Genomic DNA, 16,441 nt, shown 5'->3' with positions numbered 1-16,441 from the left:
TCATGCGACTTTCCAGGTTGACGTGGACGTGCCGGGCGCTGCCGAGAGCCGCGCCCGGGCTCACCGATCAGGTGATCCTGTGATCCAGCAGTGCCGCGACCGCCGGCGTGCGACGGGCCCGCGCGAGGCAGCGGGCCCTCGTCGGACCGATCGCGCCGACCGGGATCCCCAGCGTCGAGCTGATTTCCTTGTACGGCTTCGGTGGGTCCGCGAACAGCAGCGTGAGCAGTTCGAGGTCGCGCGCGGGCAGCCGGTCGACGGCTTCCCTGGCCGCGGCACGGCGTTCCGCGCCGATCAGGTTCGTGTCGATGTCCGCGTCGATGTCCGAGTCGATGTCCTCGCGGACCTCGACGTTGTCCGTCGGTATCTGGCGGTTCCGGTGCCGCAGCAACATGAGGCACTCGTTGCGGACGGTGGTGCGCAGCCAGCCGGGCAGCGCCTCCGGCTCGCGGATGCTCGTCAGGTTGGTCACCAGGCGCAGCCACACCGAACCGGCGACGTCCTCGGCGTCCATCCCACTGATTCCGTGGTCGTGACACACCGCGAGGACCAAAGGGGAATAACGGGTGATGATTTCGCGCCACGCGGATTCCGTGCCGCGTGCGGCGCGCTCCAGCAATGGCGTGACAGGCGAGTCGTGGTACCGCATTGCTTCACGATTTCGCCACGCCCTGCTCGCCGACCTTGCGGCGACCTTGCGGGCCAGGCAGCATCGTTCCAGTCCCGTCGACGGCCAGGAGGATGCCGATTGGAGTTCCGGCTGTTCGGGGAGGTCCGGCTACAGGTAGCGGGACGGCTTCTCGATGTCGGAACACCGCGGCAGCAGGCCGTGCTCGCCGCGCTCGCCGTCGACATCGGACGGCCGGTGCCCATCGAAACACTCGTCGACCGGGTTTGGGGTGACAATCCCCCGGAACAGGCGCGTAACGTTCTTTATTCACACGTGAGCCGGATTCGCCAGTTATTCCGGCAGGCCGAGGAAACGGACCTCGTCCGGCGGCCCGCCGGTTACGTGTTGGAGGCCGATCCGGACACGGTCGACCTGCACCGGTTCGGTCGCCTTGCCGAGCGCGGAAAGGACAGCGGTCTGTCCGACGCCGACCGGGCGGCCGCGCTGACCGAGGCGCTGCGCATGTGGGACGGCACGCCGCTCGCCGGGATCACAAGCGACTGGGCCGACCAGCTGCGCGGAACCTGGCAGCGGCGGCGGCTCGACGCGGCCGTCCAGTGGGGCGAGCTGGAGCTTCGGCTGGGTCACCCGGAACGGGTGATCGACACGATCGCCGATCTGGTCGGCGAGCATCCGCTCGTGGAACCGTTGGAAGCACTGCTGATGCGGGCACTGCACACCGCCGGCAGGGACGCCGAGGCCATCGACCGCTACGCCGCGGTCCGCCAGCGGCTCGCCGACGAGCTGGGCGCCGACCCCGGGACCGAACTCCAGGCCCTGCATGCCGCTCTCCTGCGTGGCGAGCTGCCGGCCACCCGCCGGCCCGCTCCCACGACCACCCCGGCGCAGCTGCCGGCCGACATCCCCGGCTTTTCGGGCCGCGCGGCCGAACTGCACCGTGTGGACGGTCTGCTCGCCGATCACCCGACGACCACGCCGGTCGTCGTCCTGTCCGGGACAGCGGGCGTCGGCAAGACCACATTGGCCGTCCACTGGGCACACACGGCCGCCACCCGGTTCCCCGACGGCCAGCTGTACGTGAACCTGCGTGGCTTCGACCCGACCGGCTCACCGGTGACCCCGGCCGAGGCGTTGCGGGGTTTCCTCGAGGCGCTGGACGTGCCACCCAACCGGATCCCGACGAGCCTCGACGCGCAGGCCGGCCGGTACCGCAGTCTTCTTGCCGGGCGGCGGGTGCTGGTCGTGCTGGACAACGCGCGTGACGCCGAGCAGGTGCGTCCACTCCTGCCCGGCGCGCCCGGCTGCATGGTGCTCGTGACCAGCCGCAACCAGCTCACGGGCCTGACCGCCGCCGGCGCGCACCCGGTCGGCGTGGACCTGCTCGACGACGACGAGTCCCGCGCCATGCTCCGTGCCCGCCTCGGCGCCGAACGCCTTGCCGCCGAGCCAGGAACCGTCGACGAGATCGTCGACCTGTGCGCCCGCCTGCCGCTGGCACTGGCCGTGGTCGCCGCCCGCGCCGCCACGCATCCGAGGTTCAGCCTGGCCGCCCTCGCCGGCCAGCTGCGGGACGCCCGCGGCAGCCTCGACGAGTTCGCCGGCGCCGACCCCGCCACCGACCCGCGTGCCGTGTTCTCGTGGTCCTACCTCCGCCTGACCCCGGCGGCCGCCCGCCTGTTCCGCCTCCTCGGCCTGCATTCCGGTCCGGACATCGGCATCCGCGCCGCGGCCAGCCTCGCCGCCCGGCCCGCAGGGGCGACGCGCCAGCTGCTGGCCGAACTCGCCCAGGCCCACCTGATCGCGGAGCCGGCCCCCGGCCGCTACGCCTGCCATGACCTCCTGCGGGCCTACGCCGCGGAACTGGCCGAAGTGGACGAGACCCCGGACGAGCGGGAGAGCGCCGTCCGCCGCCTGCTCGGCCACTACTCCCACACCGCCTACCACGCGGACGGTTTCCTCGGACCGCGTCGCGAGGTGCCGCCCCCGCTCACCCCGCTCCCGCTTGGTGCCGAGTCCGAGCCGATCCTGCACCACCAGCAGGCCGTTGCCTGGTTCACGACCGAGCACCACGTCCTGCTCATGGCCGTCCGCCAGGACCCCAGGTTCGATCCCGAGGTGTGCGACCTCGTCCGCTGGACGCATCTCTTCCTCGAGATGCAGGGACATTGGCACGACGACCTGGACGTGCTGTCGGTGGCGCTGGCCGCCGCCCGCCGGCTCGGCGACGAACGCATGCAGGCCTTCGCGCACTGCCAACTCGGCCGCACCTACATCTGGTTCGGCCGGCACGCCGACGCAGCCCGTGCCCTCCAGGCGGCACTTGACCTGTACCAGTCGACGGACGACGTCGTCGGCCAGGCCTACGTGCACCTCTCCCTGGCCTGGATGCTCGACCGGCAGGGCGAGATCGCCGACGCGCTCACGCACGCCGAGCGGACACTTGAGCTGTTCCGCGCCACCGAACACCAGGCCGGGCAGGCGAAGGCGCTCAACGCGATCGGCTGGTTCCACGCGCTACTCGGCGAACAGACGACCGCCATCGAGTACTGCCAGCAGGCTCTGGAACTGCAGACACAGCTCGGCGACCACACCGGCGCCGCGCACACCTGGCACAGCCTCGGCCGTGCCCACAAGGAACTCGGTGAGAGGGCCAAGGCGATCGCCTGCTACGAGGCAGCGGTGGATCTGCTGCGCCGTCAGGGGGTTTCCGTCACCGAGGCACGCGTGTTGATCGACCTCGCCGACGTCCATCACGGTCTGGGCGACGACGGCTCGGCCCGTGCCGGTTGGCAGCGCGCCCACGACATCCTCGTCCAGCTCGCCCACCCGGAAGCCGACGAGGTCAGAGCAAGGCTCGCCGAGGTCAACAGTAGACAGTCAACCAGTTAGGAGTGCGCCATGGCGGACATCAGTGATGCCGAAGTCAAGGAGTTCTGCGACAAGGTCGACACGTTCAAGGAAAGTCTGTCGCCGAGGCAGGCGGCGCTGCTCGACGCCGCCTTCAAACTCGCCTGGCGGGCGGTGGCCGACGAGCCGTCCCTCACGCTCGGGTTCGACGGATGTTTCAAGGCAGGGGAGGCTGACATGATCCTTGCCTACGGCCAGGACCAGGCGGTCGTCATACCTCGGCTGATCAAGGGCATGCTGCGCGATGACAGATTGATCAAATGACCGGCCTGCCGGCCGTTCTCGTGTCGATGCCGTTCCAGCAGGTGGATCGGCCGTCGATCCAGCTGGGACTGCTCAAGGCGATCGGGGAGGCGCACGGGTTTCCCGTGCGCACCCTCCATGCGAGCCTGGACTTCGCGACGCGGATCGGCATCGACCTGTACCGGCTGCTGGCCGAGCACCGCGGCCGGCAACTCGGCGACTGGTTGTTCTCCGTCGAGGCTTTCGGTGCCGCCGCGCCGGATCCGAATGGCGAGCTGCTCGACGAACTTGGCGCCGAACTGTCCTATTTGGAGTGCACGCGGGAGCGGCTGCTGTCCATCCGCGAGCACGACGTCCCGGCGTTCCTGGACTCCCTGCTCGACGAGTTCGCCGGGGCGCGGCTGGTCGGGTTCAGCTCGACGTTCCAACAGAACACGGCGTCGTTCGCGCTCGCGCGGCGGCTGAAACGGCTCTACCCCAACATCCTGACGGTGTTCGGCGGCGCCAACCTCGACGGTGGGATGGGCCTGGAGCTGGTCAGGTCGGTCCACTGCGTGGACTTCGCCGTCGTCGGTGAGGGCGACGTCGCGTTCCCACGCCTGCTCGCCGCGCTGGCGGCCGGCGAGGACCCGTTCGACATACCGGGTGTCGCCAGGCGGGTCGGTGACCGGGTGGTCGCCACCCCGCCCGCCGCGCCGTTCACCGGGCTCGACGACCTGCCCGCGCCGGACTACGGCGAGTACTTCGAGCGCGCGGCGTCGTTGGGGCTGCCGGTGTCGCATGTCGCGCTGCCGTTCGAGTCCGCGCGTGGCTGCTGGTGGGGTGCCAAGCACCACTGCACCTTCTGCGGACTCAACGGGACCACGATGTCCTTCCGCGCCAAGTCGCCGACGCGCGTGCTCGCCGAGCTGGACGGGCAGTCCCGACGGCACCGCACGTTCCGCTTCGACGCCGTCGACAACATCCTCGATCCCCGCTACCTCAAGGAGTTGTTGCCGGCGCTCACCGAGCACCACCGGGACTACCAGATCTTCTACGAGGTCAAGGCGAACCTGACCCGCGCCCAGTTGAAGGCGCTGGCGGCGGCGGGGGTCACCCAGCTGCAACCCGGCCTCGAGTCGCTCAGCTCCCACGTGCTCTCGTTGAGGGACAAGGGAGTTCGGGCCGCGCAGAACGTCAACCTCCTGCGGTGGGCCCGGTACTACGGGATCGGCGTCGGCTGGAACATCCTGTGGGGCTTCCCGGGCGAGACCGAAGAGGACTACGCCACACAGGCGGCCGCCGTCCCGCACCTGACCCATCTGCAACCACCCGCAGGCGCGAACCGGATCTGGCTGGAGAGGTTCAGCCCGCTGTTCACCCGCTTCCCGATGCGGTGGCGCCGACCGGAAGCCAGCTACCGGCAGGTCTATCCGTCCACAACGGACATCGAACGCGTCGCCTACTTCTTCGACTACGAACTGGAAGAGGCCCTCGACCCCACGGCCTACCAGGCGTTGGGTGACGCGGTCGCGCAGTGGTCGAAGCTATGGGCCGCTGACGAGCCGCCCGTGCTGGTGTACCGCGCCGCGCCCGGCTTCCTGCAGATCTACGACGGCCGGCCGGAAAGGCAAGGCACGTACACGTTCCACGACACACTGGCCGCGATCTACCTGGCGTGCGTGGAACGTCCACGCACGGCCGCTGGCGTGCACCGTGAGCTGGGCCTTGACGTGCCGGTGGCGGCGGTGACAGCCGTGTTCCGCCGCTTCGCCGAACGCGGCCTCATGTTCCTCGACGCCGACCTGGCGCTCGCACTCGCACTACCCGCCACCCCGGGGCGCTGACGGTATCAACCGGCCGGCCGGCGCATCCGGAAGGCATGGCCATCATCATCGAGACAGCGAGCAGCACCCCCGAACGCCTGACCGGATGGATCCCGTTGCGGTTCACGTGGAGCCTGATCAGGAGAGGTGACTGCACGATGTTCGACGGTGCGAAGTGGACACTCTGCCCCGACGGCACCGCCACGTTCGACGCCACGGTCACCGGCGGCACCGACGACAACGCGTGGGTGATCTGGCACGTCGACCTCCTGGGCCGCGACGGCGCCGTCCTGGGCTCGCTCACGACCGAACACCCCGTCGAGGGAGACCGCCGCAAGTTCGTGCGACACATGCCCAGCCGCGCCGAACGTTACCGCTTCCGCGCGTGGGCGACCTTCGACGAGTACCTCCTGCCCGAACTCACCGCGCTGAAGATGCACTCGAGCTGCTGACTTGTGCCATGATCGAAAGCGTTCACACCATCCATGGGGTATTGGGGGTTCTTTCGTGCAGAGCAAGATCGCGAGATCGTTCGTGGCCGCCGCGCTGGCGGTGTGCGGGATCGGGGTAGGCGCCGCATCCGCGCAGGCCGAGACGACGAGGGGCACGGTGAACGTCGTCGCGCTGGGCGACTCCTACGGTTCGGGCACCGGCGCGGGCGCCTACCTCGGCGGCACCGGCGTCGCGGGCGGGTGCTGGCGCAGCGCGAACTCGTACTCGGAGACGCTCGTCGCCCGGCTGCGGGCCGACGGCGCGTCGGTGTCGTTCACGAACGTCACCTGCAGCGGGGCCGCGACCGCGAACCTCAGCCAGCCGTTCAAGGGCGAGGCACCGCAGCTGGACGCACTACGCAGGGACACGCACGTGGTGTTCCTCAGCATCGGCACCAACGACATCGACTTCGCCGCGTACGGCGGGTTGTGCATCGCCGCCGACTGCAGCGGTGCGCCAACACAGGCTGAGCTGGACAAGCTGCCGGCCATGGCCCAGAACGTGACCACGCTGCTCGGCGAGATCCGCGCCCGCAGCCCGTGGGCGAAGATCGTGATGACGGGCTACGGCAGCCAGCTCACGGCGGGCGACAACGCACCGAACGTGCCGCTGGACCCGATCTGCGGCCCGACGTTCTTCACCAGCCAGGAACGGGCCGACGGCAACAGGCTCGCGAGCGCTCTCGACGCGACCCTGCGCCAGACCGCACGCCAGTCACGCGCGACGTTCGTCAGCCCGTACGTGGACTCGGTCGTCCTTGATCCGACCTTCGCCGGCCACTCCCTGTGCGAGGCGGGCGCACCCTTCTACCGCGGCTTCGACGCACTCGCCCCCGGCCAGGAAGGCCAGGAAGCGGTGCTGCACCTGAACGCCACGGGCCAGAGCGCACTGGCCGACCTGATCCAGCGCAAACTGCAGCACTGACGGTCGCGGCCCGAGATGTCTCGAAAGACGCGCTGATGATGTTCAACGACCTGAAAGCGTCTTTCGGGACAGCGCGCGGGACAGCGCGCGGGACACCGCCCGCGAAGCGGGCTTCGCCCGTCGGATCCACCGCGCGGGCAGCATGATCATCGGTGGATCCGGGTTCTGCGTCTCCAGGGGCACCCTTGGGACAGCACGAACGCGCTGCGCGAGCACCCTGAAGGGCACCGGCGAGGAAGGTGCCCTTCAGGGAGTTCAGGTGCGCAGGTTCGTGAGACCGCGCAGTACGCGTTTGAGCAGGTCCATGTCGGGTGCGCCGTCGGCGGTGGTCTGTTCGTTGTTGTGCACGGTGACGAAGCCGAGTTCGGCCATGTCGTTGAGCAGCACGCGGACCACGCCGAGCGGTAGGGACAGCAGGGCGCCGATCTCGGCGACCGAGGTGGCGTTGCGGCACAGGCGGGCCACCGCCTGGTGTTCGCTGCGCATGGTGTGCAGGGTTTCCTCGGCGCGCTGGGTGGTCGAGATCAGGGTCTCGATCTCCAGCTTGGCGTCGGCTCTGGTTCGGCCGCCGGTCCACGCGTAGGCGCGGACGCTCGCGGCGTTCTCCTCGTACGTTTCCTCCGGCGGTGGCTCCGGCTGCGGTTGTTGCTGGTGTCGTGGCGGCCGGGGCTCCTGGCGGGCATGAGGCCGTTTGCGTGGCTTGCTGACGCCCATGAGCCCGTTGAACACATCCGCGAAGGTTCCCTCCGCGGACTCGGGCCCGTCCTCCACGCTCATGGCACCCTCAGCCCGCGGCCAGCGCTGCTCGCAGCTGCGGGGTGAGGATCTGGCCGACCTGGTCGACCAGCACGGTCATCTCGTAGGCCACCTGCGCGATGTCGCAGGTCCTGGAGGCGAGCACCGCGAGGCACGAACCGTCCTTGATGGAGGTCAGCAGCAGCGCGCCGTGGTCCATCTCGACGATCGCCCGGATCACCTCGTCGGCGCCGAGCAGCCTCGCCGCGCCAAGGTTGAGGCTGACGAGACCGGCGGCGATCGCCGCCATCTGCTCGGCGCGGTCGAGCGGGAGGCGGACCGACTTCGTGAGCAGCAGCCCGTCCACCGACACCACGACCGCGTGTGCGACGCCCGGCACGTTGTTCGCGAAGTTGTTGACGAGCCAGCCGAACTGGCCTACCTGGTGGGTCTGTTCCGACCTGGGGGCACCCGTCATGACCCAGTCTCCCCTTTGCGATTCTCACTCTGGCGGATGCCGGCCTGGAAGCCGGTCAGGAAACCCTTGGCCCGTGCGGCGTTACGTGTGGTCGCAGGCTGTTGGGGCTGCTGCCCACGCGCGGGCGCGCGCAGCTGTCCCTTCGGCACTCTCTTGGGTAACCCGGCCGGGCCGGTGGTCACCACCGGCGCTTGGGGCGCCGACTCGGCAGCGTCCTCGCTGCCACCGTCGGCCGATGTCTGCAGCCACGTGAAACCGCGCCGCGGTTCCTGGCTTCCTGCCGCTTCCTCGCCGCCGCTGTCCTCGACCGGGGTGCTCGCGGCGAACAGGATCGATGCGGGCGTGGTCGCCGGCGGCAGTTCCGGCAGTGACACAACGATACCCGCTGTCTCGAGGCGGCTGGATACCGCCGCCGGCTCGAACGCCTCCGCGGGGGAGTGGCTCGCGCCCACCAGGACCGGGCTGACCGGCTGGAACCGCGTCGTCGCCTCGGCCGCCCCCGGGATCTCGACCGGCCAGTCGACTGCCGGCACCGAGGTCGTCTCGGCCGGCGCGGAGGGTGTGACTGTCTGCCCCGGCGCCACCGTGACCAGGCCGGGCGGGACCGTGACGGACACGCACAACCCGGCCTCCCCGCGGCGCATCAGGCGCACCCCGATGCCGTGCCGGGCCGTCAGGCGGCCGACCACGAACAGGCCCATCTGCCGGGAGATCGGCACGTCGACGCCGCCGCCACCGGCGATGCGCTCGTTGACGTCCCGCAGGTCCGCGTCGCTCATGCCGACGCCCTCGTCGAGGATGTCGATCACCGCGGAGCCGTCCTCCAGCATCCGGCTGTTGACCACGACCTGGGCCTCCGGCGGGGAGAACGCGGTGGCGTTCTCGATCAGCTCGGAGACCGAGCGGATCAGGTCGCCCGCCGCGTAGCCGGCGACCCGGACCTCGGGCACGGACCGCACGACGGCCCGCTGGTAGTGCTCCACCTCGGAGATCGCCGCGCGCAGCACGTCCGGCAGCGGCATCGGCTCGGTGAACCGGCGCAGCAAGCCGGTGCCGGAGAGCACCATCAGGTTCTCGTTGTTGCGCCGCATCCGGGTCGCGAGGTGGTCGATCTTGAACAGGTTCTCGAGCTGTTCGGGGTCTTCGGTCTTCTGCTCCAGCTGCTCCATCAGGCGCAGCTGCCGCTCGACCAGCCCCTGGCTGCGGCGGGAGAGGTTGGTGAAGATGTTGGCGAGGTTGCTGCGCAGGCTCGCTTCCTCGGTCGCCGACCGCACCGCCTGGTCGTTCACGGCGTCGAACGCCCGCGCCAGCTGGCCGAACTCCTCTGTGGTCCGCAGCGGCACCGGTTCGATCACGACCCTGGCGCCCTCACCTGCCCGGATGCTCGCGACCGCCTCCGGCAGCCGCTGGTTCGCCACGTCGAGCGCGGTGCGGCGCAGCATGCCGACCGAACGCAGCAGGTAGCGACCAAGACCGCCGCCGACGCCCGCGGCGAGCAGCACCATCAGCAGCAGCAGAACCGACTCGAGACCGGCGCGGTCGCCGATGCTTTCGGAAAGCTCGTTCGAGTCCGTCCGCAGGTCGCTCGCGGCCTGGCGGGTGAGGTCGGACATCATCGTCGCGCTGGCGGCGCCTGCGGTGTCCCACTCCTCCTGGTTGAACGGCAGCACGGTCGGGTCCACGGTGCGCACCGCGTCCACCATCTGCTGGAAGTCCGCGATGCTGTCAGCCGCGGCGGCGTCCTCGTAGCGGGCCTCCAGCGCCGACGGGGCCTGCGAACGGAAGTCGTCGAGCTTGTCGTCGAGCCGCACGTCCGTCTCGATCAGCAGCTGCCGCGCGGCGTTCGGCAGAAAGCGGTCACGCAGCGCCAGGTTCCCGATCGCCTGCCGCAATGTGACCTGGTCACGCATGCCGAGCAGCTCGCTCAGCGCGATGGACGTACTCGCCAGGTTCTCGTCGGGGAAGCGGCCGACGAGAGAGCGGTCGAACTCGAGCACGGTGTTGATCACAGCGTTATAGGCGCTCAGAACGACCAGCGCGTCACCGGACTCGACGGTCACCTGGTTGCGGGCCGCCGGCAGCGAGTTGAGCGCGCGGGTGACCGCGGCGTAGCCGGACTCCGCGGCGCCGAGGTCCGGGTTGTCGCGGATGATCTCCCTGAGGTCGGCGACGGCCTTGTCCGTGGCCTTGACGGCCTCGTCGAACTGCCCGCCGGCGCGCAGGGCCTCGGCGCGCTCCCGCTCGACGCCGGCCAGCACCGGCTCGAACTGGGCACGCAGCTCCGCGACCCGCTCGGTGGCCGTGTACGACTCGGCGAGGTCGACGTCCGCCTTCACCTTGAGCACGCCAAGGACCAACGCACTGACCACCGGAACGACGAGCACCACGCCCAGCTTCACCAGCAGCGGCCAGTTACGCCACTGGACGACAGCCGACCACCACGTTCCGCGACGGCCGGTGTGGTCGGGGCCAGTCTCCTCGACCGAGCTCACGAGTTCGCACCTCACACAGGGATTTGGCTCTCGGGCACGCCCGGCCGGCCCGACAATCCCAGTTAATTTAGGGATCGCCTGGCGCAATGTTCAAGCTCCGTTTACGCCACCGACTGAGCACGCTCTGTTGCTAACACGATCAAGGACAGCAGTTTTCTAGATCATGTTCTATGTCGAAAGTTTCACGCTACAGGGGACTTGACTCTGCGCGTCCGGTGGTTACGCTTCCGACGGCGCATCACTGTGTCGCCACCCATTTGCTCGTGAAGGGAATCCCGTATGACTCACCCACCCTCCTTCGCGCGTGCGCCGGAGACGGGGCGGTATGTCGCCTTCGAGTCGGGGGAGGACGTTTTCTCGGGTGATCTCCCAGAATCTGGGAAAGGTGGACTCGACTACGCGACACTGCGTGATCATCCCGATTTCGTTCGTGTCCAGAGTCGACTGACGCGGTTCGTGGTGCCCGCGAGTGTGCTCTTCTTCACCTGGTACATGACATACGTGCTGCTCGCGGCGTACGCGCACGACTTCATGTCCCATCGGGTGGTCGGCAGCGTCACCGTCGCGCTCCTGCTCGGGCTGTCCCAGTTCGTGGTCACGGTCGTGATCATGTTGTGGTACGCGCGTTTCGCCAGGACGAAGGTGGACCCGGAGATCGAAAGGCTGCGCGCGATGGCCGGGGAGAACGATCATGACCGGTGAGCCGCTGCTGAACGTCAGCATCTTCATGGTGATCGTCGCGGTCACCCTTTTCGTCGTATACCGGGTAAGTAGCCGAAACGTCACGACCGCCGACTACTATGCGGCCGGCGGCGCGTTCTCCGGTGTGCAGAACGGTGTCGCGCTTTCCGGCGACTACCTTTCCGCCGCGTCATTTCTCGGCGTCTCCGGCGCTATCGCGGTACACGGTTATGACGGCTTTCTTTACTCGATCGGATTCCTCGTCGCCTGGCTGGTGCCGCTGCTGCTCATCGCGGAGCGCTTCCGCAACGTGGGCAGGTTCACGATGGGTGACGTCGTCAGCTTCCGGATGAGGCAGCGGCCGGTCCGCGCGGCGGCGGCCAACTCGACCCTGGTGATCTCGGCGTTCTACCTGCTCGCGCAGATGGCGGGCGCCGGCGTGCTGATCTCGCTGCTCCTGGACGTGCGCTCGGGCGGCGGCCAGGCGCTGGTGATCATCGCCGTCGGCGCGGTCATGATCTTCTACGTGCTGGTCGGCGGCATGAAGGGCACCACCTGGGTGCAGATCATCAAGGCCAGCCTGCTGCTGGTCTGCGTGCTGCTGATGACCGTGTTCCTGCTCGGCAAGTTCGGGTTCAGCCTTGGCAACCTGCTGGACCGGGCCGCCGAGAACAACTCGCTCGGTGACGCCGTGCTCCAGCCGGGCGCCCAGTACGGCAAGACCGACACGACCAAGCTCGACTTCGTGTCGCTGTCACTGGCGCTGGTGCTCGGGGCGGGCGCGCTCCCGCACGTCCTCATGCGGTTCTACACGGTGCCGAACGCCTACCAGGCCCGCCGGTCCGTGCTGTCCGCGATCTGGGCGATGGTCCTGTTCTACCTGTCCACGCTGATCATCGGGTACGGCGCCAGCGCGATCGTGGGGTCCGAGACGATCGTGTCGGCCCCGGGCAAGGAGAACTCCGCGGTGCCGCTGCTGGCCTTCGAGGTGGGCGGCCCGATCCTGCTGGCGATCGTCGCGGCAGTGGCGTTCACCACCATCCTGGCGGTCGTGGCCGGTCTCACCCTGACCGCGTCCGCCTCGTTCGCCCACGACGTGTACGCGAACGTGCTCAAGCACGGCCGTCCCGCCCCGGGTTCGGAGCTGCGGGTGGCACGCATCACCGCGGTGGTCATCGGCTGCCTGTCCATCGCAGGCGGCATCCTCGCCATCGGACAGAACGTGGCCTCGCTGGTGGCGCTCGCGTTCGCGATCGCCGCGTCGGCGAACCTGCCGACCATCCTGTACACACTGTTCTGGAAGCGGTTCAACACCACCGGCACGCTGTTCTCCATGTACGGCGGGCTCGGCACGTGCCTCCTGCTGATCGTGTTCTCGCCGGTGTTCTCCGGTGGTCCAAACTCGATCATCAAGGGCGTCGACTTCAGCCTGTTCCCGCTGAGCAACCCGGGCATCGTGTCGATCCCGCTGTCGTTCCTGCTGGGCTTCCTCGGCACGGTCCTCAGCCGCGACCGCGCCGACCAGGACCGCTCCGACGAGCTGGAGGTCCGCTCGGTGACCGGCATCGGCGCGACCATCGGCTGACTCCATGCCCCGAAGGGCGCCTTCCCGCCGAGGAAGGCGCCCTTCGTCGTGTCTGAAGTGGATCAGCAACAAGCGGATAACGGTGTGAACAGGTGGCCTGGCCAGTTCGTCTCCGAGGGTGCCGGCGCGTGCCGGCACCAATCCGAACATGGAGTGCGTACACATGAGACGGGTCATAGCTGGACTGGCCGTCGCGGCGTTAGCGGCGGTGGGGGTTGGGGGAGCGGCTGTGCCGGCCGGCGCGATGGAGGACGTGCCGGCCGCACAGCGGTCACAGGTACCGGACGTGATCAAGGTGCCAGCCGGCAACAAGAAGATCGCCGTCATGCCGGCGAACGGCGTGCAGACCTACCAGTGCACGGGCGGGGCCTGGGTCTTCCTGCAGCCGGACGCCATTCTGCGGTACCACGGCCGGCCCGAGGTGCTGCACAGCAAGGGTCCGGTGTGGACGTCGGTGCGGGACGGGAGCTCGGTGACCGCCGCCGCGCAGGCCAACTCGCCGGTGCCGAACACCATCCCGCAGCTGCTGCTCAAGGCGACCGGTAACCGGGGGCCAGGGCTGTTCGCGCGCGTCACTTTCATCCAGCGCCTGAACACGACCGGCGGAGTCGCCCCGACCGGGGCGTGCACCGAGGGCGCCACCGCGTCGGTGCCCTACACCGCCGACTACACCTTCTGGGTCGCCGCCTGACACTTGTGAGCGCTCCCGAAAACGCCTGTTGGGAGCGCTCACAAATCACTTACCGTTGACGGCCGTCACGCTCCGCCCTTACCCTGCTGGAGGCAAACGCTTTCCTGCAGCCGGAGGGAAAGCATGGCGGCCCATTCAACGGAGAGTGGCAACGATGCCTCGAACCTCATTTCGCCGCGCGTCAGCGGCTGTCGTCCTGGCCTTGGCCGGCGGTCTCGTCACGGTGCCGGCGGCTTCTGCGGACGACACGGAGATCGCCGCGACCTGCGGCAGCGGGACCTTCCACGCGGAGGCGTACCTGAACGGCGGCACATGGACCGCCCGCCGAGGCGGTTCGACCGTCTACACGGGAAGCGACATGCGCGCGGCCGTGCAGGCCGCGGTGAACAGCCTCACCCCAGGTCGCACGGCCAAGGAGCGGGTGGTGGTCTGGCAGGGCGGCACGATCAGCGCGGGCTCGCGGATCTCCTTGCCCAGCTACACCGTGCTGGACGCGTGCGGCACGATCAACGTGACCGGTTCCGGTTCCGGTGACCAGGCGCCGGTGTACTCGCGGGGCACGCGGGACGTCGAGGTGCAGCACCTGTACCTGACCGGCGCCCCGCTGTACGGCATCTTCATGCGCAACGTCAACAACGTGATCCTCGGCGAGATCGACATGCGCCTGTCCGGCGGCCTCGGCATCCGTGTCGACAACCGCGGCGACACGAGCGTGCGCAGCCGCAACATCCGCATCGACAACGTGTTCGTGTCCGGCAGCGGCACCCACGGGGTGGAGACCTACGGCGTGGACGGCCTCACCATCGGCACGGTCACGGCACGCAACACGCGGGACTCCGGACTGCTGCTCAACGACACCATCAACGCCACGGTCGGCACGGTGGACGCGGAGAACGCGGGCGCCGGCACCGGGTACGCGGCGTTCCGGGTCGCCAACCGCAACGGCCGCGTCGGCAGCAGCTACCCGACCAACATCCGAGTCGGCACGGTCCGCGCCCGCGGCGGCGGCCGTGGCATCTTCTGCGTCTCGGAGAGCGGCGGCATGGTCATCGACCGCGTCGACATCGCGAACACCGGCAACAACGCGATCCTGATCGAGAACTGCTACAACGTCACGATCGCCGGCCAGAGCGGCACGATCACGGGCGGCGGCGAGATCCGCCTCGCGGCCCGCACCGAGTTCCCCAACAACGCCGACATCTACGTCCAGAACCTGCGGGTGACGAACCAGACGATCCGCGAGAGCCCGTGCGGCACCAACACGGTCTTCCGCAACAACACACTGGTCAACAGCACCCAGAGCGTGTGCGCATAGCCGGCACGGATGTCCTGAGGGGCACCTGGGGACGTTTGAGCCCACCGATGGTCTTGATGGCTTGCGGTGCGCCAGGGTGCGGCTCGTTGGGCCCGCTGCGCGGTTTCGGGCGCGAAGCGCCCGAAACCGCCTGACGTCACGGGGTGGTGGCGACTTCGGCGGGCAGCCGTGCGAGGAAGGTGTCCTTCTTCACCGCCAGCGTGAGGAAGGCGTCCTTCCTCGCACCGCTCAAGCGTGCCGGCCGCGCACGAATGGCGTGTTCACGCTGCGGGCGGTGTCCCGAAAGACGCGCTCGTGTCGTTGAACGTCCCGATCGCGTCGTTCAGGACACCGCCGTGTCCCCCAACGGTGCTACGTCGAGGTGGTCGGGGTCGCGCTGACAGCCGCGACGAGTTCGTCCAGTTGGCCGCGGATTCGGGCGGTGGTGAGGTGGTCGAAGTAGTCGCGGGAGCTGACGATCTCGCCGTCGCGTACGCGGAGCACGAAGATGGCGGGCTGCGCGAACGGCTCACCCGTGTCGGCGATGGTGCCCCGGTACTCGAACTCGGCGACGATGATCTCGGGATCGGCGGTCTCGTGGATGGTGATGTCGGCCGGTCGCCGGTGTAGCCGACGGCTGGTGTCGGTCGGCCGGAAGTGCTCGCGAAGCTCCTCGCGGGTGCGCAGGGCCGGGGCGCGTAGCGGGTCGAACGGGTGTGTGACGTGCGTCTGTTCCGCGTAGAGGTTGGGAAGTTCGTCCCACCGGCCCTCCGCGACCCCGTGCACGAGTGCGAGAAGGACTTCCCGCGGGCTTCTGGCCATGGAGCTCTCCCCGAGTACGATCCGAAGTGACGACTCCGGATTATATGGAGTCGTGACTCCGGATATCAAGCGAAGGGGCGATGGGTACTTCGAGCAGCGGGCGGGCGCAACGCGTCGACGCGCGGGCCAACCGTGGCCGCATTCTGGACATCGCCGAGGAGGTCTTCGGCAAGGGCGGCGAGTCGGCGTCGACGGAGGAGGTTGCCCGCCTGGCCGGGGTCGGCATCGCCACGGTCTTCCGCCACTTCCCCACGAAGGCGGCGCTGCTGCAGGCCGTTCTCGTCCGGCGGTTCGACCGTCTCCGCGAGCAGGCCGAGGCGTTGCTCGACACCACGGATCCCGGCATCGCGTTCTTCGATTTCTTTCGCCACCTCGTCGCCGACGCGACCACGAAGATCGCCATCGGCGAGGCGTTGCTCGACGCCGGCGGCGACAGCGACGGCGAGGCCGCGCAGGCCTCGAACGGACTGCGCCGAGCCGTCGGCGCACTTCTCCAGCATGCCCAGCAGGCCGGCGCCGTCCGCGACGACGTGGAACTGCCGGAGGTCTACGCCTTGCTGGTCGCCACCTCGCGAACCGCCGCGCACGCGGGCCTGAAGGACCGGGTGCTTTCCATCGTCTTCGACGGCCTCGCGCCACGAGAGGGGACAGAGAAATGACT

General features: G+C 69.0%; 15 protein-coding genes. 10 read left to right on the top strand and 5 right to left on the bottom strand.

From position 1 onward, the window contains the following. Positions 1-67 precede the first annotated feature (67 nt). Positions 68-649, bottom strand: a complete 582-nt coding sequence (locus VF106_RS49530; RefSeq protein WP_330847112.1) for an RNA polymerase sigma factor — start codon at positions 647-649, stop codon at positions 68-70. Between the two features lie 99 nt (positions 650-748). On the opposite strand from VF106_RS49530, the gene VF106_RS49525 reads away from it, so the two are divergent. Genes VF106_RS49525 through VF106_RS49505 form a run of 5 tightly spaced genes read left to right on the top strand, consistent with a single transcriptional unit; the run spans position 749 to position 7,002 of the window. Then, positions 749-3,520 (top strand): AfsR/SARP family transcriptional regulator, encoded by a 2,772-nt coding sequence (locus VF106_RS49525; protein ID WP_330847111.1) that lies wholly within the window; start codon positions 749-751, stop codon positions 3,518-3,520. Between the two features lie 9 nt (positions 3,521-3,529). Beyond that, on the top strand, positions 3,530-3,802 hold the full coding sequence (locus tag VF106_RS49520; RefSeq protein ID WP_330847110.1) for a hypothetical protein: 273 nt from the start codon (positions 3,530-3,532) through the stop codon (positions 3,800-3,802). After that, positions 3,799-5,607 carry a RiPP maturation radical SAM C-methyltransferase gene (locus VF106_RS49515; protein WP_330847109.1) on the top strand — a complete coding sequence of 603 codons (1,809 nt, stop codon included), beginning with the start codon at positions 3,799-3,801 and terminating at the stop codon, positions 5,605-5,607. Before VF106_RS49520 ends, VF106_RS49515 begins: the two co-directional genes overlap by 4 nt. A gap of 35 nt (positions 5,608-5,642) precedes the next feature. Further along, a complete protein-coding gene (locus tag VF106_RS49510; RefSeq protein WP_330847108.1) occupies positions 5,643-6,038 on the top strand; it encodes a DUF6294 family protein in 396 nt (131 codons plus the stop codon). Between the two features lie 55 nt (positions 6,039-6,093). Further along, positions 6,094-7,002, top strand: a complete 909-nt coding sequence (locus VF106_RS49505) for an SGNH/GDSL hydrolase family protein (protein ID WP_330847107.1) — start codon at positions 6,094-6,096, stop codon at positions 7,000-7,002. A 255-nt stretch (positions 7,003-7,257) separates the two neighbouring features. On the opposite strand, the gene VF106_RS49500 is transcribed toward VF106_RS49505, so the two are convergent. From VF106_RS49500 to VF106_RS49490, 3 genes are read right to left on the bottom strand one after another with little or no spacing between them, the layout of a single operon-like run. After that, positions 7,258-7,779, bottom strand: coding sequence for a DUF742 domain-containing protein (locus VF106_RS49500; RefSeq protein ID WP_330847106.1), 522 nt, complete (start codon positions 7,777-7,779; stop codon positions 7,258-7,260). Positions 7,780-7,786: 7 nt separating this feature from the next. Then, on the bottom strand, positions 7,787-8,215 hold the full coding sequence (locus VF106_RS49495) for a roadblock/LC7 domain-containing protein (RefSeq protein ID WP_330847105.1): 429 nt from the start codon (positions 8,213-8,215) through the stop codon (positions 7,787-7,789). Further along, positions 8,212-10,707 carry a sensor histidine kinase gene (locus VF106_RS49490; RefSeq protein WP_330847104.1) on the bottom strand — a complete coding sequence of 832 codons (2,496 nt, stop codon included), beginning with the start codon at positions 10,705-10,707 and terminating at the stop codon, positions 8,212-8,214. Before VF106_RS49490 ends, VF106_RS49495 begins: the two co-directional genes overlap by 4 nt. 279 nt (positions 10,708-10,986) lie before the next feature. Between VF106_RS49490 and VF106_RS49485 the strand changes: the two genes are divergently transcribed. The 4 genes from VF106_RS49485 to VF106_RS49470 all read left to right on the top strand — a co-directional run bounded on the left by VF106_RS49485 (position 10,987) and on the right by VF106_RS49470 (position 14,979). Next, a complete protein-coding gene (locus VF106_RS49485) occupies positions 10,987-11,409 on the top strand; it encodes a DUF485 domain-containing protein (RefSeq protein WP_330847103.1) in 423 nt (140 codons plus the stop codon). Then, entirely contained in the window at positions 11,399-12,973 is a 1,575-nt protein-coding gene (locus VF106_RS49480) for a monocarboxylic acid transporter (RefSeq protein ID WP_330847102.1), read from the top strand. The genes VF106_RS49485 and VF106_RS49480 overlap by 11 nt, the downstream gene beginning before the upstream one ends. Positions 12,974-13,136: 163 nt before the next feature. Further along, positions 13,137-13,664 carry a DUF3455 domain-containing protein gene (locus tag VF106_RS49475; RefSeq protein WP_330847101.1) on the top strand — a complete coding sequence of 176 codons (528 nt, stop codon included), beginning with the start codon at positions 13,137-13,139 and terminating at the stop codon, positions 13,662-13,664. Between the two features lie 154 nt (positions 13,665-13,818). After that, positions 13,819-14,979, top strand: coding sequence for a hypothetical protein (locus tag VF106_RS49470; RefSeq protein ID WP_330847100.1), 1,161 nt, complete (start codon positions 13,819-13,821; stop codon positions 14,977-14,979). A gap of 351 nt (positions 14,980-15,330) precedes the next feature. On the opposite strand, the gene VF106_RS49465 is transcribed toward VF106_RS49470, so the two are convergent. After that, the gene (locus VF106_RS49465) at positions 15,331-15,780 is read right to left on the bottom strand and encodes a nuclear transport factor 2 family protein (RefSeq protein ID WP_330847099.1); all 450 of its coding nucleotides are present in this window, start codon (positions 15,778-15,780) and stop codon (positions 15,331-15,333) included. Positions 15,781-15,860: 80 nt separating this feature from the next. Here VF106_RS49465 and VF106_RS49460 point away from each other — a divergent pair, with 80 nt between their 5' ends. Further along, a complete protein-coding gene (locus tag VF106_RS49460) occupies positions 15,861-16,439 on the top strand; it encodes a TetR/AcrR family transcriptional regulator (RefSeq protein WP_330847098.1) in 579 nt (192 codons plus the stop codon). The last annotated feature ends 2 nt before the right edge of the window (positions 16,440-16,441 follow it).

It is taken from the genome of Actinophytocola sp. (assembly GCF_036378875.1).
GTDB lineage: Bacteria > Actinomycetota > Actinomycetes > Mycobacteriales > Pseudonocardiaceae > Actinophytocola.
This window is presented reverse-complemented; position numbering and strand designations above follow the sequence as displayed.